Origin of the sequence: Streptomyces sp. NBC_00223 (assembly GCF_036199905.1) — a bacterium.
In the GTDB taxonomy this organism is placed as follows: Bacteria; Actinomycetota; Actinomycetes; order Streptomycetales; family Streptomycetaceae; genus Actinacidiphila.
Map to the genome: position 1 here is coordinate 5,847,442 of NZ_CP108109.1, position 23,652 is coordinate 5,871,093.

21 protein-coding genes are annotated in these 23,652 nt (G+C 71.6%); 14 read left to right on the top strand and 7 right to left on the bottom strand.

Annotation, left to right across the window (positions count from 1 at the left end; genetic code table 11):
* Nucleotides 1–139 precede the first annotated feature (139 nt).
* Genes OHA30_RS24995 through OHA30_RS25005 form a run of 3 tightly spaced genes read left to right on the top strand, consistent with a single transcriptional unit; the run spans nt 140 to nt 4,559 of the window.
* A complete protein-coding gene (locus tag OHA30_RS24995; protein ID WP_328916117.1) occupies nt 140–1,102 on the top strand; it encodes a carbohydrate ABC transporter permease in 963 nt (320 codons plus the stop codon).
* Nucleotides 1,099–2,004, top strand: a complete 906-nt coding sequence (locus tag OHA30_RS25000) for a carbohydrate ABC transporter permease (RefSeq protein ID WP_328916118.1) — start codon at nt 1,099–1,101, stop codon at nt 2,002–2,004. The genes OHA30_RS24995 and OHA30_RS25000 overlap by 4 nt, the downstream gene beginning before the upstream one ends.
* Nucleotides 2,001–4,559 (top strand): glycosyl hydrolase 2 galactose-binding domain-containing protein, encoded by a 2,559-nt coding sequence (locus OHA30_RS25005; RefSeq protein ID WP_328916119.1) that lies wholly within the window; start codon nt 2,001–2,003, stop codon nt 4,557–4,559. Before OHA30_RS25000 ends, OHA30_RS25005 begins: the two co-directional genes overlap by 4 nt.
* 49 nt (nt 4,560–4,608) lie before the next feature.
* Here the strand turns inward: OHA30_RS25005 and pip are convergent, their stop codons facing one another.
* Entirely contained in the window at nt 4,609–5,568 is a 960-nt protein-coding gene (gene pip, locus OHA30_RS25010) for a prolyl aminopeptidase (RefSeq protein WP_328916120.1), read from the bottom strand.
* Nucleotides 5,569–5,615: 47 nt separating this feature from the next.
* Between pip and OHA30_RS25015 the strand changes: the two genes are divergently transcribed.
* Both OHA30_RS25015 and OHA30_RS25020 read left to right on the top strand, forming a co-directional pair.
* A complete protein-coding gene (locus OHA30_RS25015) occupies nt 5,616–6,113 on the top strand; it encodes a MarR family winged helix-turn-helix transcriptional regulator (protein WP_328916121.1) in 498 nt (165 codons plus the stop codon).
* Between the two features lie 165 nt (nt 6,114–6,278).
* Nucleotides 6,279–7,265 carry a phosphotransferase family protein gene (locus OHA30_RS25020; protein ID WP_328916122.1) on the top strand — a complete coding sequence of 329 codons (987 nt, stop codon included), beginning with the start codon at nt 6,279–6,281 and terminating at the stop codon, nt 7,263–7,265.
* Between the two features lie 160 nt (nt 7,266–7,425).
* Here OHA30_RS25020 and OHA30_RS25025 read toward each other — a convergent pair whose 3' ends face one another.
* The 6 genes from OHA30_RS25025 to OHA30_RS25050 form a co-directional block, all read right to left on the bottom strand.
* Nucleotides 7,426–8,433, bottom strand: coding sequence for a hypothetical protein (locus OHA30_RS25025; RefSeq protein WP_328916123.1), 1,008 nt, complete (start codon nt 8,431–8,433; stop codon nt 7,426–7,428).
* Nucleotides 8,430–9,722: an ATP-grasp domain-containing protein gene (locus OHA30_RS25030; protein WP_328916124.1), complete on the bottom strand. Its 1,293-nt coding sequence runs from the start codon at nt 9,720–9,722 to the stop codon at nt 8,430–8,432. The genes OHA30_RS25025 and OHA30_RS25030 overlap by 4 nt, the downstream gene beginning before the upstream one ends.
* Complete coding sequence (locus OHA30_RS25035; protein WP_328916125.1) at nt 9,719–10,867, bottom strand: glycine amidinotransferase; 1,149 nt, start codon at nt 10,865–10,867, stop codon at nt 9,719–9,721. Before OHA30_RS25035 ends, OHA30_RS25030 begins: the two co-directional genes overlap by 4 nt.
* A 31-nt stretch (nt 10,868–10,898) precedes the next feature.
* Nucleotides 10,899–11,861, bottom strand: a complete 963-nt coding sequence (locus OHA30_RS25040; protein ID WP_328916126.1) for an aspartyl/asparaginyl beta-hydroxylase domain-containing protein — start codon at nt 11,859–11,861, stop codon at nt 10,899–10,901.
* 15 nt (nt 11,862–11,876) lie between these two features.
* Nucleotides 11,877–13,283: a peptide ligase PGM1-related protein gene (locus tag OHA30_RS25045; RefSeq protein WP_328916127.1), complete on the bottom strand. Its 1,407-nt coding sequence runs from the start codon at nt 13,281–13,283 to the stop codon at nt 11,877–11,879.
* 79 nt (nt 13,284–13,362) lie between these two features.
* Nucleotides 13,363–14,523 carry a cytochrome P450 gene (locus tag OHA30_RS25050; RefSeq protein WP_328916128.1) on the bottom strand — a complete coding sequence of 387 codons (1,161 nt, stop codon included), beginning with the start codon at nt 14,521–14,523 and terminating at the stop codon, nt 13,363–13,365.
* A 369-nt stretch (nt 14,524–14,892) separates the two neighbouring features.
* On the opposite strand from OHA30_RS25050, the gene OHA30_RS25055 reads away from it, so the two are divergent.
* The 9 genes from OHA30_RS25055 (at nt 14,893) to ureG (ending at nt 23,652) form a co-directional block, all read left to right on the top strand.
* Nucleotides 14,893–16,212 (top strand): helix-turn-helix transcriptional regulator, encoded by a 1,320-nt coding sequence (locus OHA30_RS25055; protein WP_328916129.1) that lies wholly within the window; start codon nt 14,893–14,895, stop codon nt 16,210–16,212.
* A gap of 422 nt (nt 16,213–16,634) precedes the next feature.
* A complete protein-coding gene (locus tag OHA30_RS25060) occupies nt 16,635–18,050 on the top strand; it encodes a CBM35 domain-containing protein (RefSeq protein WP_328916130.1) in 1,416 nt (471 codons plus the stop codon).
* Nucleotides 18,051–18,553: 503 nt separating this feature from the next.
* Nucleotides 18,554–18,778, top strand: coding sequence for a hypothetical protein (locus tag OHA30_RS25065; protein WP_328917984.1), 225 nt, complete (start codon nt 18,554–18,556; stop codon nt 18,776–18,778).
* Complete coding sequence (locus OHA30_RS25070; RefSeq protein ID WP_328916131.1) at nt 18,775–19,080, top strand: urease subunit gamma; 306 nt, start codon at nt 18,775–18,777, stop codon at nt 19,078–19,080. Before OHA30_RS25065 ends, OHA30_RS25070 begins: the two co-directional genes overlap by 4 nt.
* A gap of 5 nt (nt 19,081–19,085) precedes the next feature.
* Nucleotides 19,086–19,931: a sirohydrochlorin chelatase gene (locus OHA30_RS25075; RefSeq protein ID WP_328916132.1), complete on the top strand. Its 846-nt coding sequence runs from the start codon at nt 19,086–19,088 to the stop codon at nt 19,929–19,931.
* Nucleotides 19,928–20,386, top strand: coding sequence for an urease subunit beta (locus tag OHA30_RS25080; protein ID WP_328916133.1), 459 nt, complete (start codon nt 19,928–19,930; stop codon nt 20,384–20,386). Before OHA30_RS25075 ends, OHA30_RS25080 begins: the two co-directional genes overlap by 4 nt.
* Nucleotides 20,386–22,110 carry an urease subunit alpha gene (gene ureC / locus OHA30_RS25085; protein WP_328916134.1) on the top strand — a complete coding sequence of 575 codons (1,725 nt, stop codon included), beginning with the start codon at nt 20,386–20,388 and terminating at the stop codon, nt 22,108–22,110. The genes OHA30_RS25080 and ureC overlap by 1 nt, the downstream gene beginning before the upstream one ends.
* A 4-nt stretch (nt 22,111–22,114) precedes the next feature.
* Nucleotides 22,115–22,972: an urease accessory protein UreF gene (locus OHA30_RS25090; protein ID WP_328916135.1), complete on the top strand. Its 858-nt coding sequence runs from the start codon at nt 22,115–22,117 to the stop codon at nt 22,970–22,972.
* A 59-nt stretch (nt 22,973–23,031) separates the two neighbouring features.
* Nucleotides 23,032–23,652 carry an urease accessory protein UreG gene (gene ureG, locus OHA30_RS25095; protein ID WP_328916136.1) on the top strand — a complete coding sequence of 207 codons (621 nt, stop codon included), beginning with the start codon at nt 23,032–23,034 and terminating at the stop codon, nt 23,650–23,652.

Here is a 23,652-nt window from a genome sequence, read left to right on the forward strand (position 1 = left end):
AGGCCGCCGCACCACGGCGGCCCCCGCACGGCCCGTGCCCGTAGCACCGCTCCGGCACCGCTCCGGCACCGGTCCGGCACCCGCCCGTCCCGCGCTCTCCCGCACCGCCAGTCCTTCTCCGGCCGAAAGAAACAGTTCCATGTCATTGACCAGCACGCCGGCCGCCACCCGCGCCGCGCCTGAGCCCGCGCCGCCGGCCGCCCGCCGCCGCGGACGGCGCCGCGGCGGCCTGAACACCCCCCGTCTGCTCTGGCTGACGGTCCCGTCCCTGGTGTGGTTCGCCGTCTTCTCGGTAGGGCCGCTGGTGGCGATGTTCGTCATCGCCACCATGCGGTGGAAGGGCCTCATCTACGACCCCGCCTATGTCGGCACCGACAACATCCGGCATGTCTTCGGCGACCCGCTCTTCCACGACGCACTGCGCAACAGCGCGGTGCAGGTCGCCGTCGTCATCCCGGTGATGATCCCGCTGGCCTTCATGCTCGGCTACCACCTGAGCACCAAACCGCGCGGCTACCGGCTGCTGTCCGTGCTGTACTTCTCGCCGGGCCTGATCTCCATCTCCATCACCGGCATGATCTTCTACGGGGTGCTGTCGCCGAACGGCGGTACCAACGGCCTGCTGAACGCGATGGGTCTGGACTCGCTCGCCCGCTCCTGGCTCGCCGATCCCAGCACCGCCCTGCCCAGCCTGATCGCCATCGACCTGTGGCGCGGCGTCGGCTGGACCGCCGTGCTGTTCGCCTCCCGACTGGCGAGCGTCCCCGGCGAGGTGATCGAGGCGGCCAGGATCGACGGCGCCGGACGCTTCCGCATCATGTGGCAGATCACGTTCCCGATGGTCAAGGACTACGTCCGCACTCTGACGATGCTGCAGTTCCTGTGGACGCTGTTCACCTCCGCCGCACTGATCCTGCTGCTCACCAAGGGCGGTCCCGGCACCTCGTCCACCACCTTGTCCTACCTGGTGTACGAGAAGGCGTTCTCGCAGAGCGACCTCGGCTACAGCCAGGTCGTCGGCGTCGTCCTGCTGCTGGTCGGGGTGGCCGGGATGCTGCTGATCCGCGCGCTGATGCGCAGCCCCTTGGAGAAGATCCGATGACCGTCCGCACCCCCTCGCCCCCCTCGCCCTCCCGCGCCCCCGTGCGGAGCCCCCAACGCGCCCGCCTCGTACGGCGCTCCCGGCGGCGCGGCGCGGGACTGCTCGCCATTCCGCTGTCCTGGCTGTACGCGCTGGTGCTCGCGGTGCCGCTCTACTACCTCGTGGTCAGCGCCCTCAAGACCAACATCGAGATCTTCAACCACCCCTTCGCGTTGCCCGAGCACTGGCTGTGGCACAACTTCCGCACCTCCTGGCAGACCGCGGACCTCGGGCAGGCCCTGCTGAACTCGCTGCTGATCTCCGCGGTCGCGATCGTGCTGACCCTCGGTCTCGCGCTGCCCGCGGCCTTCGCGCTCGCCCGGCTGGACAACCGGCTCTCGCGGCTGGTCACCGGGGCCTTCTCGGTGGGCTTCCTGATCCCGCCGTTCGCGGCGCTGATCCCCACGGTCATCCTGGCGATCAAAATGGACATGTTCTACACGCGTGAGTTCCAGATGCTCTTCCTGCCGGCCAGCGCGCTGCCGCTGTCGGTGCTCCTGCTCACCCAGTTCATGCGGACCGTGCCGACGGCCCTGGTGGAGTCCGCGGCGCTCGACGGCGCGGGCAACTGGCGGCTGCTGGTCAATGTGTTCATCCCCATCGCCATGCCCGGCGTGGTGAGCGTGGCGATCCTGCAACTGCTCACGTTCTGGAACGAGTACCTCTTCTCACTGACCATCACCGGCACCGGACCCGATGTCCGCACCGTCCAAGTGGCACTGCCCACGCTGATCTCCGACTCGACCGACTTCGGTGTGCTCACCGCCGGCACGGTACTGACCCTGCTGCCGGTGTACGTCGCCTATTCGCTGGCGAGCCGCCGTATGCAGGAAGCACTCACCGCGGGGGCGGTCAAGGGATGACACTCACCACGCAAACGACCACGCCCGCCGCCACCCGGCTCGACCTCGGCGGCGAATGGGAACTGACCTGGTCGGGCGGCCCGCACGACGCCCCCGACGCCATCCGGACGGCGGCTGTGCGCGCCCAGGTGCCCGGCGAGGTGCACACGGCCCTGCTCGCCGCCGGCCTGCTCGCCGATCCCGACGCCGGGTGGGGCGAACTGGCACAGACCTGGGTCGGCCACTCCCAATGGACCTACCGCCGCCACTTCTCCTGGTCACCGACCCCCGGCACCCGCACCGACCTCGTCGCCGACGGCCTCGACACCGTCGCCGAGGTGTACGTCAACGGGCAGCACATCGGCGCCGCGCGGGACCAGCACCTGGCCTACCGGTGGCGGGCGGACGACGCCATGCGGCCGGGCGACAACCTCGTCGAGGTGCGCTTCGCCTCGGCCTGGGAAGCCGCCCACGCCCATGAACGCGCGCACGGCCCGCTGCCCAGCCCGTACGACGAGCCGTACGCGCACGTGCGCAAGGCCGCGGCGAACTTCGGCTGGGACTGGGGGCCGCACTACGTCACCGCGGGCATCTGGCGCGACATCCGGCTGGAGACGTACACCGGGCGGATCGAGCATGTACGGCCGCTCGTCCGGCTCACCCCCGACCACAGCGTGGCCCACCTCACGGCCCATGTGCGCGTCGACGCCCCGGCCGGCTCCCATGTCCGGGTCGAGCTGACCGATCCGGCCGGGCGGCCCGCCGGATCGGCGACGGGCCCGGTCACCGACGGCGAGGCGGCCCTCGCGCTCACCGTCGACGACCCCGACCTGTGGTGGCCGATCGGCCTCGGCGAGCAGCCCCGCTACGGACTGCGGGCCGAACTCGTCCACGGCGACGGCGTACTCGACACCGCCGCCGTCCGGCCCGGGCTGCGCTCGGTGGCGGTCGAGGAGGCCCCGGACCCGCTCGGCACCCGCTGGGCGCTGGTCGTCAACGGCCGGACCGTACGCGTACGCGGCTACAACTGGATCCCGGACGACACTCTCGCCAGCCGCGCGACGCCCGAACGCGTCACCCGGCGGATCGACCAGGCCGTCGCGGGAAACGCCAACCTCCTGCGGGTCTGGGGCGGCGGCCACTTCGCGACCGAGGAGTTCCTCGACGCCTGCGACGAACGCGGGGTTCTCGTCTGGCACGACTTCCTCTTCGCGTGCGCCGCCTACTGCGAGGACGACGAGACGGCCGAACTGGTCACCGCCGAGGCGGAACAGGCCGTCGCGCGGATGTCGGCGCACCCCAGTCTCGTGCTCTGGTGCGGCGGCAACGAGACCGTTCTCGGCCGGCACCACTGGGGCTGGGCCGACCAGCTCGGTACGCGCGGCTGGGGCGCGGCCTACTACCTGGACGTACTGCCCCGGGTGCTGGCCCGCCTCGACCCGACCCGCCCCTACCTGCCGAACTCGCCCTGGTCGGGCACCGTCGAGCGCGACCCGCTGGCCGACAGCCACGGCCCCAGCCATCTGTGGGACCCCTGGAACGACGCCGACTACGCGCACTACCGCGACCACGACCCGTCGTTCGTCGCGGAGATGGGGTGGTGCGGGCCCGCCGCGTGGACCACGCTGACCCGGGTCCTCGACGGTGAGACCCCCGGGCCCGACTCGCCGCTCACCCGCCACCATCTGCGGGCGATCGACGGCATGCACAAGCTCACCCGCGGCCTCCAGCCGCATGTGCCCACGCCCGGCAACGGCGCCGACTGGCACTTCGCGACCCAACTGGTCCAGGCGCGTGCCGTCGCGGCGGGTACCGAGTGGCTGCGCTCCCGCGAGCGCTGCGGCGGGGTCGTCGTATGGCAGCTCAACGACTGCTGGCCCGCGATCAGTTGGTCGGCGGTCGACAGCGCGGGGATCGAGAAGCCGCTGTGGCACGCGCTGCGGCACGCGTTCGCGCCTCGGCTGGCCACGGTCCAGCCGGTCCACCCGGGACCGACCCACGACCCGACCGGTGACGGGGGGCTCGTGCTCGCGCTCGTCAACGACTCCGACGGCGACTGGCGGCCCGACGTGCTCGTCCGGCGGGTCGGGTTCGACGGCCGGGAGCACGCGCGGGCCCGGCTGCGGCCCGACTGCCCGGCCGGGGGTCTGCTGCGGGTGGTCCTCGACCCCGACGTCGCCCTGCCCGGCGACCCGCGCGCCGAAATGCTCGTCGTGGACGCCGACGGGGTCAGGACCGTCTGGACCTATCGCCCGGACCGGGAGCTGACCCGCCCGCGGCCCGAGCGCGCGGTCGACCCGGCGGTCGTGGACGGCGCACTCCTGGTGACGGTCACGGCGGTGACCGTGCTGCGGGACGTGTGTGTCTTCGCCGACCGGCTCGCCGGGCCGCTCGGCGTCGAACCGGCCGAACTGGCCGTGGACAGCGCTCTGGTCACGCTGCTGCCGGGGGAGCGCCATGTCTTCCGGATCACCCGCCGCGACGGCCTCCCGCTGCCCGGAAACGTGTCCGTCCTCCTCGCCGACGCCCGCGTTCTTGACCTCGCGGTCCGCTCCGCCGAGGAGCTGACCACCTGACCCCGCCCGCCGCCCCGGCGGCCCCCTGCCGCCGGGGCGGCGCGGTTTTCTAGCTTGTGGCGAAGCGGGTTGTCGCCGTGAGGACCGCCGTCGTTGTCGCGTCGCCCGACAGGCCGTGGCCCTCCTCGTCGATCAGGACGAGGTCCGCGTCCGGCCATGCCTGAGACAGGTGCCACGCGATGTCCGGGGGGCCGCTGATGTCCATCCGGCCGTGGACCATCACGCCGGGGATGCCCGCGAGCTTTCCGGCGTCGCGCAGCAGTGCCCCGTCCTCCAGGAAGCCGGCGTGCCGCCAGTAGTGCGTGACGAGGCGGGCGAAGCGCATCCGGAAGCGCGGGTCGTCGTAGCGGGGATCGGGCCGGTACCCCCGGTGGGTGGACACGTGCACGTCCTCCCAGCGGCACCACTCCCGCGCCGCCCGTTCCCGTACGGCCGGATCGGGGTCGGCGAGCATCCGCGCGTACGCCTCCACCAGGCTGCCGTCGCGCTCCGGCCCCGGTACGGCGTCGCGGAAGCGGGCCCACTCCTCGGGGAAGATCCGCCCCATGTCCCGGGTGACCCACTCCACTTCGCGGCGGGTGGTGTTGGTGACGCTGAAGAGCACCAACTCGGATACGCGCGCGGAGTGTTGCTCGGCGTAGGCCAACGCGAGGGTCACGCCCCAGGAGCCGCCCATGACCAGCCACTTCTCGATGCCGAGGTGCCGCCGCAGCAGCTCGATGTCGGTGATCAGACGCGGCGTGGTGTTGACGGCGAGCGAGGTCCCCGGATCGGCGGCGTCCGGCGTGCTCCGCCCGCACCCGCGCTGGTCGAGGAGTACGACACGGTACGCCACCGGGTCGAACAGCCGCCGCCAGAACGGCCCCGCGCCGGAACCCGGCCCGCCGTGCAGGACGACGGCGGGCTTGCCCGCGGGGTTACCGCAGACCTCCCAGTACACGCCGTTGCCGTCGCCGACGTCGAGCATGCCGTGCTCGTACGGCTCGATGGGGGGATAGAGCTCGGCCATGGGAGACACGTCCTCCTGAGATCTGACAGCGCTGTTATATTACAACCGTGAGCGCTCACCCCGACCCGGCCGCCGTCGGCACCCTCCTCCGCCACGTCCTCGAACTCCTCGACGGCGACGTGGCCAAGCTCTACGAGGAGCAGGGCCTCGCCGAGTACCGCCCCCGCTTCTCCCCGGCCGTACGGGCTCTCCTGGCCCAAGGTCCGCTCTCGGTAAGCGACTTGGCGGCAGTGGTGGGCGTCACGCACTCGGCCGCGAGCCAGACGGCGGCCCAGATGGCCCGCGCCGGCCTGGTCACGCACACCCCCGACCCGCGAGACGCCCGCCGCCGACTCGTCGCGCTCACGCCGAAGGCCCATGCGTTGCTGCCGCGGATCGAGGCGGAGTGGGACGCGACGGCGGCGGCGATGGCGGCCCTGGACGCCGAACTCTCCATGCCACTCGGAAAGTTGCTGACGGAGGTCGCGGAGGCGGTACACCGCCGCCCGTTCCGCGACCGCGTCGCGGCGCACCACCGGCCGCAGGCAGCGGCCCCGGCACACTGACCCGCGGGTCACGCCGGCCGGGCAGGACAAGGAGGCTGGTGTTGCAGTCGGAAGTCATGACAGGCGGTGATCCGGCCGCCGTCACCAGCACGGATGCGTTCCCGGCCGCATCGCCGTACGCGATGGATGTGACGAACGGCCGACGAGCGGGCCATTCTGAGCTGCATGGACTTTCAGCCGGTTGAGCGTGCCTCAGAGGCGTTCCAGCAGTCACTGACCGCGGAGGAGATCGGAAAGGTCTGCCGACGGGCCTTCGGGGGCGAGGCCATGCCGGTGTCCGCCGTCGAGCTGGGCACGGGTATGTACAACAACGTCTATCGCGTGACCCTGGCCGGGCGGGATCGGCCGGTGATCCTGCGGGTCGCGCCGGATGAGGGCCGCCAGTTCCGCAGTGAGCGCCACCTGATGCGGAACGAGTACGCGAGCCAGCCCTGGCTGGCGGTGATCGCGCCGTTGATGCCGCAGGTGCTCGCTGCGGACTGGTCGCACGAGGTGCTCGGCCGGGACTGGATGATCCAGAGCCACCTGGACGGAATCCCCGCTCCTGAGCATCTGGGGACGTATCCACGTACGGCGTGGCCGACGTTCTTCCGGCAGATGGGAGCCATCGCCCGCTCCGTGCACGATGTGCGCGGCCCGCACTTCGGGCCTGTCAACGGCCCGGGGCACGCCACGTGGAGCGAGGCGGTGGTCGCGTCGCTGGAGGAGATCGCCGCCGACCTGGACAGTGTCGGCCTGGACTCGGCCGACCTGCGGAAGGTTGCCGCGGTGGCCGCGCACGACTGCGTCCTGCTCGACGAGGTCACTGAACCGAGACTGCTCACCGGGGACCTGTGGACCGTCAACGCCCTGATGGGCCCGGCAGCCCCCGAACCGGTCATCACCGGAGTGCTGGACTTCGATCGCACATGGTTCGGTGACCCCGCCGCTGACTGGACCATCCGCATGGCGATGGCCAAGGGGGACGAGCGGACCGCGTTCTGGGAGTCCTACGGTGTTCCGGAGCGCTCGCCCGCCGAGGTGTGGCGGGCGAGGGTGTATGAGGCCCGGCACCTGGGCGCGATCCGACTTGAGCGGCACCGGCTGGCCAAGGCGGACGCGGTCCGCGAGAGCTACGACGCGCTGGCCGAGGTGCTGGTCGGCCTGACCTGACCGGACCCGTTTCCCCGGACGGGCTCGACGCGGATACGGACTCGCCGGCCTCAGGCGCGCGGGCCGGTCAGGAACCGCCCGGTCGCGTACCTGCGTGCCGTGGGGCGAGCACGGCCGGATGGATGGAGACAAGCCGGCCTGAGTTGATCGAGCGAGCGGGTCAGGCCGGCCGTCTGACAGGAGCCTTGGCGATGTTCTGGACGGTCCGTAGCTCGGTCACGAACAGATCTTGCGTCTGGACGTAGGCACGCAAGTCGATGTCGTGCGGAAGTACGGGCGGTTCGGGCAGCAGTTGAACGCCCGCCGCGATGAGGAAGGTGCGGATCGTCGCATCGGCGCCTCGCTTCTTGCGGGGGGCCTGGTAGAGGAGGTAGGCCGCCTGGAGCCAGGCGGCCAGTGCGTCGGCGGGGGTGGCGTGCTCCACGGCGAGCAGGGTCATGGCCCGGTGGAAGATCGCGCGGTGGTCTGTCCCCGGTGTACTGGCGGCATAGATCAGGGATCCGTCGGTGGTGATGCGGGAAATGTCCCCGCCCCGTGCTGAGATCCGGGCGGCCATCTCGGCTGCGGCCTGACGGGCGGCACTACCGCGCAGGAGCCGCGTTCCTTCTGCGATACGGCCGTCGGGCAGGGCGACGCGGTTGCACACGGCGTCGACACTCGGCGACTGGGGGAACCTCGCGGCGGCGATCGCCTCGAACCTTCGCATGGTCCGGCTGGCCGGGGTCTCGGCGCCTCCCCGGTAGATGCGGGTGGCCGGATCCCACTTGGCGCCGTCCCGGAACCGGGCGTGATCCCCGATGCGGAAGAGGTTGGGGTTGTCGTCGGTGACCGGCGTTCGGAATCGTTCCGCCCAGCGGGGGCTGTACCGGCCGACGCTGTGCGGGCTGGTTGCCGCCGCCTCGTACCTCCAGTCCTCCGCTGCTTTGAACATCGTGGTGAACGCTGCGACCCGGGTGCCGGTGTCGTGGGCCGAGTGGAGAGCGATGCTCAGGGCCCGGTGCAAGGTGCGCGCCGTCCCGGCCTGCTGGTGGGCGAAAGCGCTGATGGTTCGCTGGGCTGCCGGGTCATTGGTGCGCAGGAGCAGGGCAGGAACAGGGAAGCAGGCAGCTGTGATCTCCGGAGCGGAGAGAGAACCGTGAGTCTCCGCAGGAGTGGGTGGCCCGCTCATCGGCCCGCCCTGGCCAAGCTGCCGGGGACCGGGTCCGGTTCGCCGTTCGGGTGCGGTTCCACTTCGACGCGGATCTGCCGCAGTTGCGCGTCGGCCCGCTCTTCCACGGCCTGGGCGTTTGAGCCGGTGACCACGAACGACCCCAGCCGATGGCCGTTGGTCCGTGCTCCGTCCACGCGGCTGCCGACGGATGTACGGAGGCTGACAAAGGGAACACCCGGTCCGACCGGGGGAAGTCCGGTCACCGACGCCAGCCGCCCGGACCGAGGGCTGGTCAGAAACCGTACGGTGGCGTAATCGTGACGCGTAGGGGTGAGGTTGGCGGGACGGCCCAGGGCAGTGTCGAGCAGAGCGGTCCACGGGTCGATACCCAGTGCCTGCTGGATGAGGAAGCCGATCTGGCCGGCGCCGAGGCGGGCGCCGATCTCGATGACCGTGCAGCGGGCCTCCGGGCCGACGATGACCTCGGTGTGGGAAGCGCCGTTGCGAATGCCGACCGCGGCGATCGCCTTCTCCACCCCCGCGTAGACGGCCTGTTCCGCGACCGGGGGCAGGGAGGCCGGCAGGCTGTGGCCGGTCTCCACCCGGTGCGCGCCCTTGGTGACGGTCTTTTCGGTGACACACAGATGTGTTGTATTGCCGTCCTGTGTGAACGATTCGACGCTGTACTCCGTCCCCACGACGTATGCCTGGATCAGGATGCGCGGGTCACCCACCCTTCCGTACATGCCGACCGCCGCGCGGGCGGCGTCGGCGGCCGTGGCCGCGCCGTCCGCTCCGGACACCACCGTGACGCCTGCGGAGCCGGCCCCGGACAGCGGTTTGACGACGCACGGGAAGCCGACCTGTGAGTCTGCCAGCGCGGACCGCAGCCCTGCGTCGTCGCAGACGAGGACCGTGTAGGGGGCGTCCACCCCCGCCGCCGCGAACGCCTCGGCCATGGCGGCCTTGTCCCGGGCCGCCCGCGCCCGGCCGGGGTCGTTGCCGGGCACCCTCAGCTCGGCGCAGACGCGCGCGGCGAGCTCGGTCAGGTACTCGTTGACGGTCAGCACCGCGCCGACACCGCGGCGGCGGGCGTACGCGGCGATCTCGTCGAGAGCTTGGCCGGGCCGGGCGAAGTCGGTGACAACCCGTCCGGTCAGCAGGCCCTTCAACGCCTGCCCGTACCCCTCGTACGCGACAGCGGTGGTCGCGGCATGGACCTGGTGTCCGCGCGCGGCAGCCGCTGCGGCGATCGCGCCGGACTCGGGGCCGGCCGCGTCCAGCAGCAGGACGCCGGGAGCGGTCACAGGTAGTCCTCGAAGCCGCCGGTGCGGTGCGTGTCCAGGGTGAAGCAGTGGAATCCGCCCCCGAACAGGCGCCGGTGCCGGTGCCGTACGGGCACCACCGTGAAGTGCTCCGCCTCCAGCACCTTGATCAGGCCGGCGCACTCCTCGTTGACGAGCACCGTGTGCTCGTCGACCGACAGTACGTTGAGGTCGATGTAGGGGCTGGTGAGGATCAGGTCCTCGTAGTCGTCGTAGACCGGGAACGCTCCCGCGTCCGGCTCCGGGGGCACGATGTAGCGCCACGAGCGCAGCGGTTCGGGCATCAGGTCCCGGATGCCGTCGTGCCGGGCCAGGAACACCCCCGGCTTCAGGGCGAGGACCATGCTGTCGATGTGGTTGTCCGCCATCCGCCACACCCGGTGGACGCGGTACCTGTCGCCCAGGTGCCGCTGAAGCCATTCCGCGCCCCGGGTGTGGTTGTCCTGCGCGACATTGACGACCAGGTCGCGGCCCAGCCGCAGGACCTGCGCGCCGTCGAGCATCATCTCCACGCCGACGTCGTACGGGCCCGGCCGCGGGTCCTCGATGGCCTCGGTCGGCCCGCCCAGGGTGGTTGCGGCGTCCCGCGCGTACGACAGGTCGAATGACGCGTCGGTGAGGGTGGGGCGGGGCATCGTCGTCCACCGCGCACCGCACTCCCAGTAGCCGGTGAAGACGGGGGCGAGCAGGCGGGTCTCCAGGTAGCGGGACCGGACCGCGGGCGGCGTCTCGATGATCTCGTCCCCGAGGATCAGGGTGTTGTCGCGGATGTTCAGCGCCGGGGTCGGGGCGGCCTGCCAGCCCAGGCCCGCGATGGGCGCCGCGTCCGCAGGCAGGGGCAGCGGCCGGTGCACGACCGCGCCGAGCCCGGCGAGGGTGACGGCCAGGCCCTCGACGTCCTCGTGCAGTTCTTCGGCGTAGCGCTGCCTGATGGCCCAGTTCTGCCCGCGGGTGCCGTGCCCGGCCTGCGTAAGTCGGGGGTAGGCCCAGTCAGAGCGGAAGCCCGTCAGGTTCTGGTGGTGGAACAACTCGAAGCTGACATCGCGGTCGTGTCCCACGTAGTTGGCGGCGGACCCGACGATGACCTCCCGGAGCGGGGTGAAGTCGTCGTGGCAGTTCAGGCGCATGAGCGGTTCCTCTCAGGGCTGTGGGGCGGGGTCAGGCGGTGCGGGGTGCGGCGGTCACATGCCGGTCGGCGGTCGCCCGGCCGCGGCGGGAGCGCAGGATCAGGCCGCCGTCGCTGTCCGGCTGGAGGGTTCGCTGCTCGCTCCAGCCGGAGAACCGGAACTCACCCCCGCCGGCCGGGACGAGCGCGAAGGTCCGCCCGGCGGTGGTCAGGGCCAGGACACTGTCGGGGCCGTGGCCGATGCGGGCGGGGATGAGGGAGCCGTCCAGCGGGGCGGCCGCGTCGAAGTCCGCGAATCCGGACGGCAGCAGCCCCTCGTACGGCAGCCCGGTGGGCCAGGCGGGGGCATCGGCCCGATTGGTGTGGTTGATCAGGACCTCGCCGTGGGTGAGGAGTTCCTGCCAGGAGGCCGGGAACCAGGCCGCGAGGCCGGCGGTGAGCAGGGCGTCGATGACGATATGGACGCGGGTCACCGTCTGGCTGGTGTTGCGTACCAGGTGCTCGCGGGAGAAGTCGCCGTACCAGAAGGTGCCCGGCTGCCAGCAGTGTTCGACGCCGTCCAGGACGAGTACGGCGGCCGGGTCGGTGACGACGGGGATGTGCAGGCGCACGATGCCCCGGTCCAGGCGGTACTTGGGGTCGCGGTGCGGGTCCGAGACGGCGCCGCGCCCCAGCGCCATCAGCCGCACCGCGTTCAGCGGGGCCGGGATCGAGTCCAGGATCTGCGCGAGGTAGGGCAGATCGCCGAGCCAGTGCGTGGCCGCGAACGGCTGAGGGCCGGGGCCGCCGGGGTCGGTGCGCTCCGGGTCGCCGCCGAGGCTGCGCAGGGGCAGGACCCGCCAGTCGATCGCGGCGGGGGTGCCGACCTGTCCGCCGTAGATGTGGGTGCGCTGCGCGTTCCAGGTGTGGCCGGTGACGGCCGTGAGTTCGGCGGCGAGCCGGCCGGCGTCGAAGACGGGGGAGAGACGGGCGGCCTCGGCAGGGGAGGTGGTCATGGATGTGGCTCCCTGTCAGGAGGAGAAGGACACGGCGCCGGTGCCGATGTGCCGGCTGGCGTCGTAGGTGCCGGCCGGTACGCTCGCGAACCGCGCGTCGAGCCGGTCGAACACCGCGGCGTGGCCCTCGGCGGGGTCGTAGGCGACGCAGAACACGAACTGCACCGGCTCGCCCGGCGCGAGGGGGATGGCGGGCATCGACACGATCACCCCGGTACGGGTGGCCGGGTCGTAGGCCAGGCCGAGCTCGTCGAGCGCGGCCAGGAACGTTCCGAAGTCGGGCACCGCCCAGGTGGGCGGGACGTGGTACTCGCACACCTGCCGGGCCGGGACGGCGGTGACGTCGACGATGCCGTGGGCGATCGGCCGGTAGATGTGCAGGCTGCCGGAGACCTGGGCGTTGACCTCGGTGAACACCACGGATCCGTCGGGCAGGACCAGGGCGTCCGCGCTGAGGTGTCCGCGGTAGCCGAACGCCCGGTACGCCTCGGCCAGCCGGGCGCCGCCGTCCAGCAACGCCGCCCGTACCTGCTCGGTGACTCCGTTCAGCGGCACGACCTGGTGGCTCAGGCGCCGCCCGACGTAGAACAGGCGGCCCGTCTCGGTGGGCCGGGTGCCCGCGTCTGCGGCGTAGTGCTCGGAGCACACCGCATCGGCGCCGGGCGCGAACTCCTCGACGACGACAGGCCACCGGCCCTCGCCGCTCGCCCACGGCCACCGCTGATCCCAGTACGCGGCGATGCCGTCCGGGCCCGGGGCCAGATGGTGCAGGTGCCGGGCCCCGACGTGGTCGACGGCCGTGCTCGGCTCGCGTACGAGCAACTGGTTGCCGACGCCGGCCCCGTTGTGAGCCTGCTTGACCACGACGGCCCCGCACGGGGAGTGCTCCAGCAGTGCGCCGGTCGCCTCCACCGCTTCGGCGCGGCTGCGGCAGACCCGGCCCGGCAGGACCGGCACCCCGGCCGCCGCGGCCAGTGCCCGGAAGTTCGCCTTGCTGTTGCCGATCTCCCCGCCGCCCTGCACGAAGAAGGCCGCCCCTGGGAAGCGGTCGGCCACGCCCAGGGCGTCGGCGAGCCGCGCCACGGCGGCAGACGGCCACAGCGCGAACACCTCGCTCACCGCGCCGGCCCCGGCCGGACCGAGCGCGGCGCGTACCCGGTCCACGAACGCCGGGGTGGTCAGGGAGGCGGGATCGAGCAACCGGTCGCCCCACACTCCGGCCGGGGTCGCCAGCACGGTCAGCTCCTCGCGCGGCACGCCGGTGTGGGCCAGGGCGTATCCGGTGAACGCCGTGTCCGGCTCGCAGCACAAGATGATCAGGTCACCGGGGCGGGCGAACCACAGCAGGCGCTGCGTCCAGGCCCGCATGTCGCCGCGTTCGCGGATCGAGGGGTCGATGTGGTTGCCGATGAGGATGCGCACAGGGGACTCCTGAAGACGTGGTCGGAAACCCCGCGGGCGCGGTGAGCGGCGCCCGGGGGCAGGCGGGGAGGGGGCGGGGTCAGGGGAGGAGGGCGGGCAGTGTCTCGAAGGCCCGCATGGTCGCGGTGCGGCGCCTCACGCTGTCGCCGGCCGCGGCCAGGCGGGTCGGGTGGTCGTTCAGGGCCGCGATCAGGGCGCGCAGCCCGGCCTGGGCGACCGTCGACCCGATGCAGGAGTGCGGCCCCCACCCGTAGCCGAGGTGGCGGTTCGGGGTGCGGTCCAGCACCAGCTCGTCCGCCCGCGTGAAGGCGGCCGGGTCGCGGTTGGCCGCCGCGAACAAGGCGACGACCTTCTGCCCGGGGGCGATGTCGACGCGGCCGATCCGGCAGGAACGCACCGCAACGCGGGTGGTGCCCTGCACCGGCCCGTCGAAGCGCACCAGTTCATCCACTCCCGTGGCCAGCAGTGCCGGGTCCCGCAACTGTTCGAGGGCTCCCGGGCGGGTGAGGAGGGTGTACACGGCGTTGCCGGCGGCGGCCGCCATCGTGCTGTAGCCGCCCTGGAACATCACCCTGGCGGTGTTCGTCACGTACAGTCGGCTCAGCGCGTCGGGCACCGCGGCCTGCCGCACCCGGGCCAGCAGGCCGGGCCGGGCCGAGGCCGCGAACCAGGAGTCGACCAGGTCGCTCAGCCGTCGGCGGGCCACGCGGCCCGGCTCGACGAGCGCCGGGTTCAGACCGCCGTCCATACTCCTCATGATCGCGTCCGACACCGCGGCGAACTCCCCGTACGGAGGGGGCTCGACACCCAGCACACCGGACACGACCGCCACGGACAGCGGTACCGCGATCTCGGCCACCACATCGAACGGGCCCCCGCCGGCCAGTTGGTCGAGCCGCTCGCGCACCAGGGCGCGGGCACGGTCCTCGACCCCGGTCAGGTCCTGGGCGCGCAGCGCGGTCATGAACAAGGAGCGCACCGCGTTCTGCTGCGGCGGGTCGAGCGTCTGCACGCTCAATGACGGCTCGGGCACCGTGCCCCCGGTGCGGCGCGGGTCGCGGGCGAATGTCCCGTGGTCGCGCAGCACCCGCATGCTGTCCGCGTACCGGGCCAGTACCCACGACTTCATGCCCGCGTGCCAGAACACCGGCTCACGCTCGCGCAGTTCGGCCAGCACCGGGTACGGGTCGCGTAGGATCTCCGGGTCCAGGGGGTCGTAACGGTCAGTCACAGACGGCATCGCGGGTCCTTTCCGGAGCGGGAGGGGCGGGCCCACCTCAGCGGGCCCGCCCCGGGTACCTCGGGCTCAGTGGTCGTACGACATGGCAGCCCCTCCCTGTGCGTCGGCGGCGGTAGGCGTACTGCGGACGGCGAAGGTTCCCCCGGGCCCTCGCCCGACAGGCGGAGAGACCCCAGCCCGGCGGGCGGGACAAGACCCATGGGGGAACGGCTGCCACCGCGCCCCGCCCAGTCACACGGGGTGCCGGGCGGAACACAACGAGTACAGCCGCCGGCGGGCGTCGTGCCCAGAGCAAATGCCTATCCCCGCCCTATCCCCGGTTCTCCGGAACAGCTCTCCCGGACGCGGAGCAGATGATGAAGTGGGGGAGTGGACGACGAGATCCGCCACCCCCTCGCACACGCCAGGAACGAGCGCGGATGGTCGCAGGAGGAACTGGCCCGCCGTATCCGGCAGGCCGCCGCCCGACGGGGCCTGCGCTCGGGCACCAGGGGATCGCGGGTCTCCAAGTGGGAGACCAACTGGGCCACCCCCGACGACGACGAATCCCAGCCACTGATCGCCGAGGTCTTCGGCATCGACTACGAGGCCGTCGCCCATCTCGGCTGGCCCCACTGGCTCCCGGGCCAGGACAAGCCGATGACCCTCGGCCCGCACAGCGCCGTCCCCTCACTCCGAGAGGCCCTGATGACCTCCCTGGACCGCCGCACTTTCCTCGCCTACACCAGCGGCTCCCTGGCCGCACTCGCCCGTCAATGGGCCGACACCGAACCCGGCCGGATCGCGCGATTCGCCGCACCCCGAGCGGTCGACGCCGAGATGCTGGACTGGCTGGAGGCGACCGGAGCGGAGCTGATCCGTCTCGCCACCGAGCGCAGACGCCGCACCCACCACCTGCTCGACGCGCACCTGACCACCGTTGCCGAATTCATCAGCGAATCCCGCTACACCACCACCGCCGGTCGGCGCCTCCACACCCTGGCCGCCACCCTGGCCCAGGCCATCGCCTGGGCCCAGTTCGACGAACGCCGCCACACCGCCGCCGGCCACTTCTGGCACGCCGCCCTCCACAACGCCCACACCGCCCACCAGCGCGACCTCGGCGCGGGCATTCTGTCCGACCTCGCCTACCAACTGCTGTGGCTCAACGACGCCCGGACCGCCGCCGACATCCTCGAACACGTCATCCCCCGCACCCAGCACCCCACCGCACGCTCCCTGCTGCACCTGCGTCAGGCCCGTGCCCTGGCCGTCCTCAACGAGGACAGCCTGTGCCGCCGGGCCCTCGCCGCCGCCGAGAAGGCACTCGACACACCCTCGTACGACCCGGCCCCCGCCTGGTGCGCGTGGATGTCGCACGCCGACCTGGCCGCGGACAGCGGCCGCTGCCTTGCGGACCTCGGCCGGCGCCGTCAGGCCCACCAGCTCATGGACGAAGGCATCACCCTGCTGGGCACCACCCGTTCCAAGACCAAATCCGTGTTCCTGGCCTACCAGGCCGAAACCTATCTCCGGGACGGCGAACCGGAGATCGCCGCGGCGACCGCCACCCACTCCCTGGACCTGGCCAGCCGGATCGACGCACCCAGATGCGTGACCATGATCCGCGACCTCGAACCGGAACTCTCGCGATACGCGCACATGGTCGGCGTCGGCGAACTCCTCGAACAGCTCCGAGCCGTCGGCTGAAGCTCCGTCATCGGCTGTCGACGACGTCGAGCGCCACACCGGCCGCGACCCGCTCGCGGCCGGATTCGGCCTGCTCACCGTGGAGGGCCCGCACTGTTAGGAAACTTTCCTTACGAGAACCCTTGACGGGCCCCACGGACGCGAGTTGACTCTGGCGCTGCCGGGACTTTGACATGTTCCGACAACGGTTTCCGGTCGGTGAGGCCGCCCTCGGCTCACCGCGCGGAACAGCCACGCCCTGCTCAACTCCCGGATCCGCCACGCCCGCTGTCGAGACGTCGCATGCGGCAACCCCTTCCTTCGGCACGCCGCTTTCCCGGGTTCTCGTAGGCCATCCCCGCGACCCCGGGTCCCTCGGCGCGGCCGGAGCGCCGACCGCCCCCGGGGGCACCCCCGCTCCCGACCCCACCTGGAGGAAATCCGTGACATGGTCACGCCGCAATAAGGCCCTGGTCGCGTCCACGCTGCCGTTGGCGGCGCTGGCGATGGCCCTCGCCGCCAACGCCAGCGCCAGTGCCAGCTCCCAGGGGGCGAGCGCCTTCCCGGCCCACTACGCCGCGCCCTACCTGGAACTCTCCAGCAACACCGCCGGCGACATGGCGGCCGACATGAAGGCCACCGGGCTGAAGAACTACACGCTCGCCTTCCTGATCCCCAAGTCCGGCTGCACCCCGCAGTGGGAGAACGGCGGCAGCTCCCTCGGCGCCTTCACCTCGCAGGTCAACTCCCTGAAGTCGGCGGGCGGCAACGTCATCATCTCCTTCGGCGGCGCGGAGGGAGGGGAGCTGGCCCAGACCTGCACCTCGGTCACCTCGCTGACCGCCGCGTACGCCAGCGTGGTCAGCACGTACGGCATCACCCGGCTCGACTTCGACATCGAGGGCAGCACCCTCGGCAACACCGCGGCCAACACCCGCCGCAACCAGGCCCTCGCCGCCCTCCAGGCGCAGAACCCGTCGGTCGAGGTCGACTACACCCTGGCGGTGGACCCGTCCGGCCTGGAGTCCGACACCCTGAACCTGCTCAAGGACGCCAAGAGCAAGGGCGTCAACGTCAGCGTCGTCAACATCATGACCATGGACTTCGGCAACGGCCACAACGCCCTCAACGACGCCCAGTCGGCCGCCAAGGGCACCGCGTCGCAGCTCGCGAGCCTCTACGGCATCTCCACCTCGGCGGCGTACGGCCGGATGGGCCTGACCCCGATCGCCGGCAAGAACGACGACAACGAGAACTTCACCCAGGCCAACGCCACCACCCTGGAGAGCTTCGCCGCCACCAACGGCGTCCAGGAGTTGGCCTTCTGGGAGGTCGACGGCTACGACAAGGGCACCGGGTACGCCTACTCCAAGATCTTCAACAAGATCACCAGCGGCACCAGCACCCCGCCCACGAGCACGCCTCCGACCACGGCACCCCCCACCACCGCGCCTCCCACCACGGCCCCGCCGACGACCGCCCCTCCGGCCGGCGGCAAGTCGTACGAGGCCGAGGCGGCGACCCTGGCCGGCGGCACGACCGTCACCAGCTGCGCCCACTGCTCCGGCGGCCAGAAGATCAGCTACCTCGGCAGCGGCGGCACCGCGACCTTCACCGGAGTCTCCGAACCGGCCGCGGGCAACTACACCCTGACGATCTACTTCATGAGCGTCGGCCAGGCGCGCACCGCCGTCGTCACCGTCAACGGCACCGCGCAGACGGTCAGCTTCCCCGAGACCCCCGACTACAACACGGTCGTCACCAAGACGGTCACGGTCGCCCTCAAGGCCGGCAGCGGCAACACCATCCAGTTCTCCAACCCCACCGGCGCCCCCAACCTGGACCGCATCGTCGTCTGAGAACCGGGCGTCGTCCGGTGACGCGAACCGACGTGCCCCGATAGGAAGCAGCCGTACAGGTGCAGACGCCTGTACGGCTGCCGTCGTTTCACCGGCGACGCGGACCGTCCGCACACCCGCGCGCGGCGCCCGCCCTGCCGTCCGAATGGGTGTGTTGAATCAGATCATTTACGGACAAACATCGTATTTCATGTCATGATGCTCGGGCGGCATCGGGTCTCCTCACGGGTCGGGCTGCCTGCCGGTCTCCCGCCCGACACTGGGGTTCGCCTTGCTCATCGCCGCACCGGAATTCCTCCGGAAATTCGAGAGGAAACAGCCGCACGGATTCCTCCCGGCCTCCGTGCGGGGTGTCGGCCAGGTCGACCTTCAGCCGTGTGCGGACCGGCGTGCTCATCCCGGCCGGGCCCTGGGCGGCGGGCCGGCGGATCGGACCGTTCACGACGCCGGGAACAGTCGTGCCGACCGCCGCGGTCTTTCTCACCACGACGGTGCGGAACGGGGTGTACGCCCTCATCGGCGCCGCGGCCACCACGGGTGCGACGGCCTCGCCGACGTCGTTCCTCAAGACCTTCGACGGCCACACCTTCACCCGGCCCTTCACCCTCACGACCCGGACGTTCACGGCGGCCGTCCCGGCGATGCCCCCGTTTCCGGCGGGCGGGAGGAACGCCCGCCCGCGAATCCGCCTTTCCCCTCCGTACATCCCGAGGAAGGTACCGACGTGAATCTCGCCCCCCGCGAGGTGGACAAACTGCTGGTGTACGTGGTGGCCGACCTGGCCCGCAAACGCCGGGACCGCGGTCTCAAGCTGAATTACAGCGAGTCCGTCGCGCTGATCTCCGAGGCCATCCTGGAGGCGGCGCGGGACGGCAGGAGCGTGGCCGACTGCATGGAACTCGGACGGCACGTCGTCGGCGAGGACGACACCATGCCGGGCGTACGGGACATGCTCGGACTGCTCCAGGTCGAGGCGTCCTTCAAGGACGGCACCAAGCTGGTGTCCTGCCACGACCCCGTCGGCGGCTGAGCGCGGTGTCCCAGCGCTGCCGGGTGGTCGCCGCGTACGGCCACGAGGCCGGTTCCGGGCGGGACCTGAGCGACGCGGCCGGGCTCGACGTGTCCGTCGTCAGCAGCGGGCGGGAGCTGTTCCGGCGCGTCACGGAGCTGCGGCTCGGGGGCGAGGAGGTGTGCGTCGTCCCCATGACGCTGGGCCGCAACCCGGAACTCGTCGCGGACACCGCCCGTACCCTGCGGGCCCTGCCCGAGGGCGAACGCCGCGGAACGCTGCTCGCCGCGCCCTTCGGCACCTCCCAGCACCTGGTCTCCTGGCTGCGCGCGGCCGCGGGCCGGATTCCCGACGACAGCGCCCTGCTGCTCACCGCCCCTTGCGGCGACCCCTTCGACGACGCCGAGCTGTACCGGGTCGCGAGCCTGGTACGCCGCCACGGCCGCCACACCCTGGTCGAGGTCGCGTTCACCGGGGGCGACCCCGATCCGGCCGAGGGCGTACGGCGCTGCCGGCGGCTCGGTGCCTCCCGGGTGACGCTGCTGCCCGCCGCGTTCGTACCGCCCGAGGTCCCGGACGACGCCGGTCCGCGGGTCCACCGCCACGGTCCGCTGCTCTCCCCGGCGGCGCTGGCCCGGGTGCTCGCCGAGCGCGTCGCCGACGCCCGCCGGCGGTGGAGCGAGCACGGCGACGACGGCTTCGCGACCGGCCTGGGCTTCGCCGCCGATCACGGCTACGCCCACACCCACGCGCCCGGCGAGGGCCACGACCACGGCCACGGTCCTCCCGGCGGCCACGCACACGCGCACGCCCACGCGCATCAGCACCCGCCCGCCCCTGGCGCGGGCCGAGTCAACAGGAGTACGGCATGACGTTCCGTCAGAAGTACCTGTACGGCGAAGGTCCGATCGAGATCAACGCCGGCCGCCGCACGGTCACGCTCTCCGTCAGCAACACCGGCGACCGGGCGATCCAGATCGGCTCGCACTACCACTTCTTCGAAGTGAACTCCGCGCTGCTGTTCGACCGGCAGAAGGCGCTCGGGATGCACCTCAACATCCCGGCCGGTACCTCGGTGCGCGTCGAACCCGGCGGAACGCGCGAGGTCGAGCTGTGCGCGTACGCCGGGACCGGCCGCCTCGTCGGCTTCAGCGGGCTGTTCAACGGCAGCGTCTCCTCGCACCCGATCAGGGTCGAAGCGGTCCGCAAGGCGATCGAACAGGGCTTCCAGGGCGCCCGGGACCGGGCGCACGCCGACTCCCACGCGGCGCGGCCGAGCACGAGGAGCGGCAAGAAGTCCCACCAGAAGAAGAAGGGTTCGCACTGATGCCCATCCTGCCCCGCAAGCAGTACACCGACATGTTCGGCCCGACCGTCGGCGACCGCTTCCACCTCGCGGACACCAATCTCGTCGTCGAGGTCGAAAAGGACTTCAGCGAGGGCCAGTACGGGGACGAGGTCCTCTACGGCGGCGGCAAGACCATGCGGGACGGCATGGCCTCCGACCCGCAGGCCACCAGCGCGCAGGGCGCGCTCGACACCGTCATCACCAATGTCGTGGTCATCGACCCGATGGTCGGAGTCGTCAAGTGCGACATCGGCATCAAGGACGGCATGATCGCGGGCATCGGCAAGTCGGGGAACCCGCAGACCCAGAACAACGTCCACCCCGACCTGATCATCGGGCCCGGCACCGAGGCCGTCGCGGGCGAGCACCTCATCGCCACCGCGGGCGCCATCGACACCCATGTCCACCTCGTGGCCCCGCAACAGGCCGATCAGGCCCTCACCAACGGCATCACCACCCTGATCGGCGGTGGCACCGGCCCGTCCGACGGCACGAACGGCACCACCTGCACCCCGGGCCCGTACAACATCGCGCGTCTGCTCCAGGCGACCGAGGGCGTGCCGGTCAACCTCGGCATCATGGGCAAGGGCAACGGGAGCCTGCCGGAGGCGCTGGAGGAGCAGGTCGTGGCTGGTGCCTGCGCCCTGAAGGTCCACGAGGACTGGGGCTCGACCCCCGCGGTGATCGACAACGCCCTGAACGTGGCCGACCGGCACGACATCCAGGTGGCGATCCACACCGACAGCCTCAACGAGTCCGGTTTCTTCGAGGACACCCGTTCCGCGATCGACGGCCGTACCATCCACACCTTCCACAGCGAGGGCGCGGGAGGCGGCCACGCGCCGGACATCATGCGGGTCGCGGGCGAGCCGAACATCCTGCCGTCCTCGACCAACCCGACGCTGCCGTACACCAGGAACTCGGTCGACGAGCTGCTGGACATGGTGATGGTCTGCCACCACCTCAGCCATGACATCCCCGAGGACGTCTCGTTCGCCGACAGCCGGGTCCGCGCCGAGACGATCGCCGCCGAGACGGTCCTGCACGACCTCGGCGTGATCAGCATGTTCTCCTCCGACTCCCAGGCCATGGGCCGGGTGGGGGAGTCCGTCACCCGGGCCTTCCAGACCGCGCACCACTGCAAGGACAAGTTCGGCCCGCTGGAGGGCGACTCCGAGCGCAACGACAACCAGCGGGTCCTGCGCTACCTCGCGAAGCTCACCATCAACCCGGCCATCGCCACCGGCATCTCGGACTACGTGGGCTCGATCGAGAAGGGCAAACTGGCGGACATCGTGCTCTGGCCCATCCACTCCTTCGGGGCCAAGCCGAAGATGGTGATCAAGGGCGGCATCATCTCCTGGGCCCAGATGGGCGACACCAACGCCTCCCTGCCGACCCCCCAGCCGGTGATCTACCGGCCGATGTTCGGGCGGTACGGCAAGGCTCTCGCGTCGACGCACGTCACCTTCATGTCCCAGGCCGGCATCGCCGCCGGGGTGCCGGCCGAACTCGGCCTGGAGCGCAAGGTCCTGCCGGTCCGCCGTACCCGCACGATCGGCAAGCACAACATGGTCCGCAACAGCGCGCTGCCGGACATCAGGATCGACCCGGAGACATTCAAGGTCACCCTCAACGGCAAGGTCGCGACCATCGATCCCGCCGATGAACTGCCCCTCAACCACCTGTACTTCCTGGTCTAGGCCCATGTACCGCGACGAGAGCGGCACACCGGGGGAGCCCGCCCCGGCGACGGCGGCGGACCCCGCGGCGACGGCCCTCCCGGAGCCCGGGTCCGGGCCGGGGCACGAGGCCGGGTCCGGGCCGGGGTACGAGCCCGGGTCGGGGTACGAGCCCGGGTCCGGGCCGGCTTCCGCGTCCCGGATCGGCTCGCTGCTGGTCAGCCTCCAGCTGACCGACTCCGCCTTCCCGAGCGGCTTCTACACCCTGTCGCACACCCTGGAGGGCTTCGCCCAGGCCAAGGCGGTCGACGCCGAATCCCTGCCGCTGCTGCTCGACGACCTGCTGCTGCACGCCGTCGGCCCGGCCGACGCCACCGCGCTCGCGCTCGCCCACCGGGCGACCCGGGCGGGCGACCCGGCGGCCGTCGTCCGGATCGACGAGTATCTGTTCGCCACCAAGCTGGGCCGGGAGACGCGCCTCGCGGCGACCCGGACCGGCCGGCAACTGCTCGACCTCGCCCGGGAGGTCTTCGACCACCCGGAGATCGGCGACTACTTCGAGCGGGTCCGGCGCCGGGAGGCCCCCGGGACGCAGGCGGTGGCCGCCGGGATCATCTACGCGGCGGCGGGCGTACCGCTGCGGCAGGCCGTCGTCTCGGACCTCTTCGCCTTCTGCGTGAGCTTCGCGGGCGCGGCCCTGCGGCTGCGGCTGACCGATCACCGCAAGGCACAGGTGCTGCTCCGGCGGGCCGCGCCCGTTATCGAGGCCGCCGCGGCAGCGGCCGTGCGCCGGGACCTCGCCGACGTCGGAGCCACCGCCTTCGCCTCGGACATCATGTCGGGCCGTCATGAGCGGGCCGAGGCCAGGCTCTTCGCCAGCTGACCACCCGCGCCCACGACGGGCCGGAACGACCCACGCCCACGACCAAGCCAGGGAGCACCGTGAACGACAACGTCCTGCGGATCGGTATCGGCGGACCGGTGGGGTCCGGAAAGACCGCGCTCATCGAGGCGCTGGTGCCGGTGCTGATCGAACGCGGCCACCACCCCTCGGTGATCACCAACGACATCTACACACAGGAGGACGCGCAGCACGTCCGCACCGCCCTCCAGGGCGTCCTGGACCCCGAGCGGGTGGTCGGGGTGGAGACGGGGGCCTGCCCGCACACCGCCGTGCGCGACGACCCCACGATGAACCTCGCGGCAGGCGCCGAGATGCTGGAGCGCTTCCCGGACACCGACATGCTGTTCTACGAGTCCGGCGGCGACAACCTCACCCTGACCTTCAGCCCCGCCCTGGTCGATCTCTTCCTCTTCGTGCTGGACACCGCCGAGGGCGAGAAGATGCCGCGCAAGCGGGGACCGGGCATCACGGACTCGGACCTGCTGGTCATCAACAAGATCGACATCGCGCGGTACGTACGGACGGACATCGGCGTCATGGAGTCCGACGCCCACCGGGTCCGCGACAACCGCCCGGTGGTCCTGACCGACTGCCTCACCGGGATCGGCATCGACGCCATCGCGACCTACCTCGAGTCCCGCCGTACGGTGCTGGTCTGA

Bases quoted from the DNA above. Each gene is read 5' to 3' on its own strand.
- OHA30_RS24995 (WP_328916117.1), top strand. From the start codon at position 140: ATGTCATTGACCAGCACGCCGGCCGCCACCCGCGCCGCGCCTGAGCCC.
- OHA30_RS25000 (WP_328916118.1), top strand. From the start codon at position 1,099: ATGACCGTCCGCACCCCCTCGCCCCCCTCGCCCTCCCGCGCCCCCGTG.
- OHA30_RS25005 (WP_328916119.1), top strand. From the start codon at position 2,001: ATGACACTCACCACGCAAACGACCACGCCCGCCGCCACCCGGCTCGAC.
- pip (WP_328916120.1), bottom strand. From the start codon at position 5,568: ATGGCCGAGCTCTATCCCCCCATCGAGCCGTACGAGCACGGCATGCTC.
- OHA30_RS25020 (WP_328916122.1), top strand. From the start codon at position 6,279: ATGGACTTTCAGCCGGTTGAGCGTGCCTCAGAGGCGTTCCAGCAGTCA.
- OHA30_RS25025 (WP_328916123.1), bottom strand. From the start codon at position 8,433: ATGAGCGGGCCACCCACTCCTGCGGAGACTCACGGTTCTCTCTCCGCT.
- OHA30_RS25035 (WP_328916125.1), bottom strand. From the start codon at position 10,867: ATGCGCCTGAACTGCCACGACGACTTCACCCCGCTCCGGGAGGTCATC.
- OHA30_RS25040 (WP_328916126.1), bottom strand. From the start codon at position 11,861: ATGACCACCTCCCCTGCCGAGGCCGCCCGTCTCTCCCCCGTCTTCGAC.
- OHA30_RS25050 (WP_328916128.1), bottom strand. From the start codon at position 14,523: ATGCCGTCTGTGACTGACCGTTACGACCCCCTGGACCCGGAGATCCTA.
- OHA30_RS25080 (WP_328916133.1), top strand. From the start codon at position 19,928: ATGACGTTCCGTCAGAAGTACCTGTACGGCGAAGGTCCGATCGAGATC.
- ureC (WP_328916134.1), top strand. From the start codon at position 20,386: ATGCCCATCCTGCCCCGCAAGCAGTACACCGACATGTTCGGCCCGACC.
- OHA30_RS25090 (WP_328916135.1), top strand. From the start codon at position 22,115: ATGTACCGCGACGAGAGCGGCACACCGGGGGAGCCCGCCCCGGCGACG.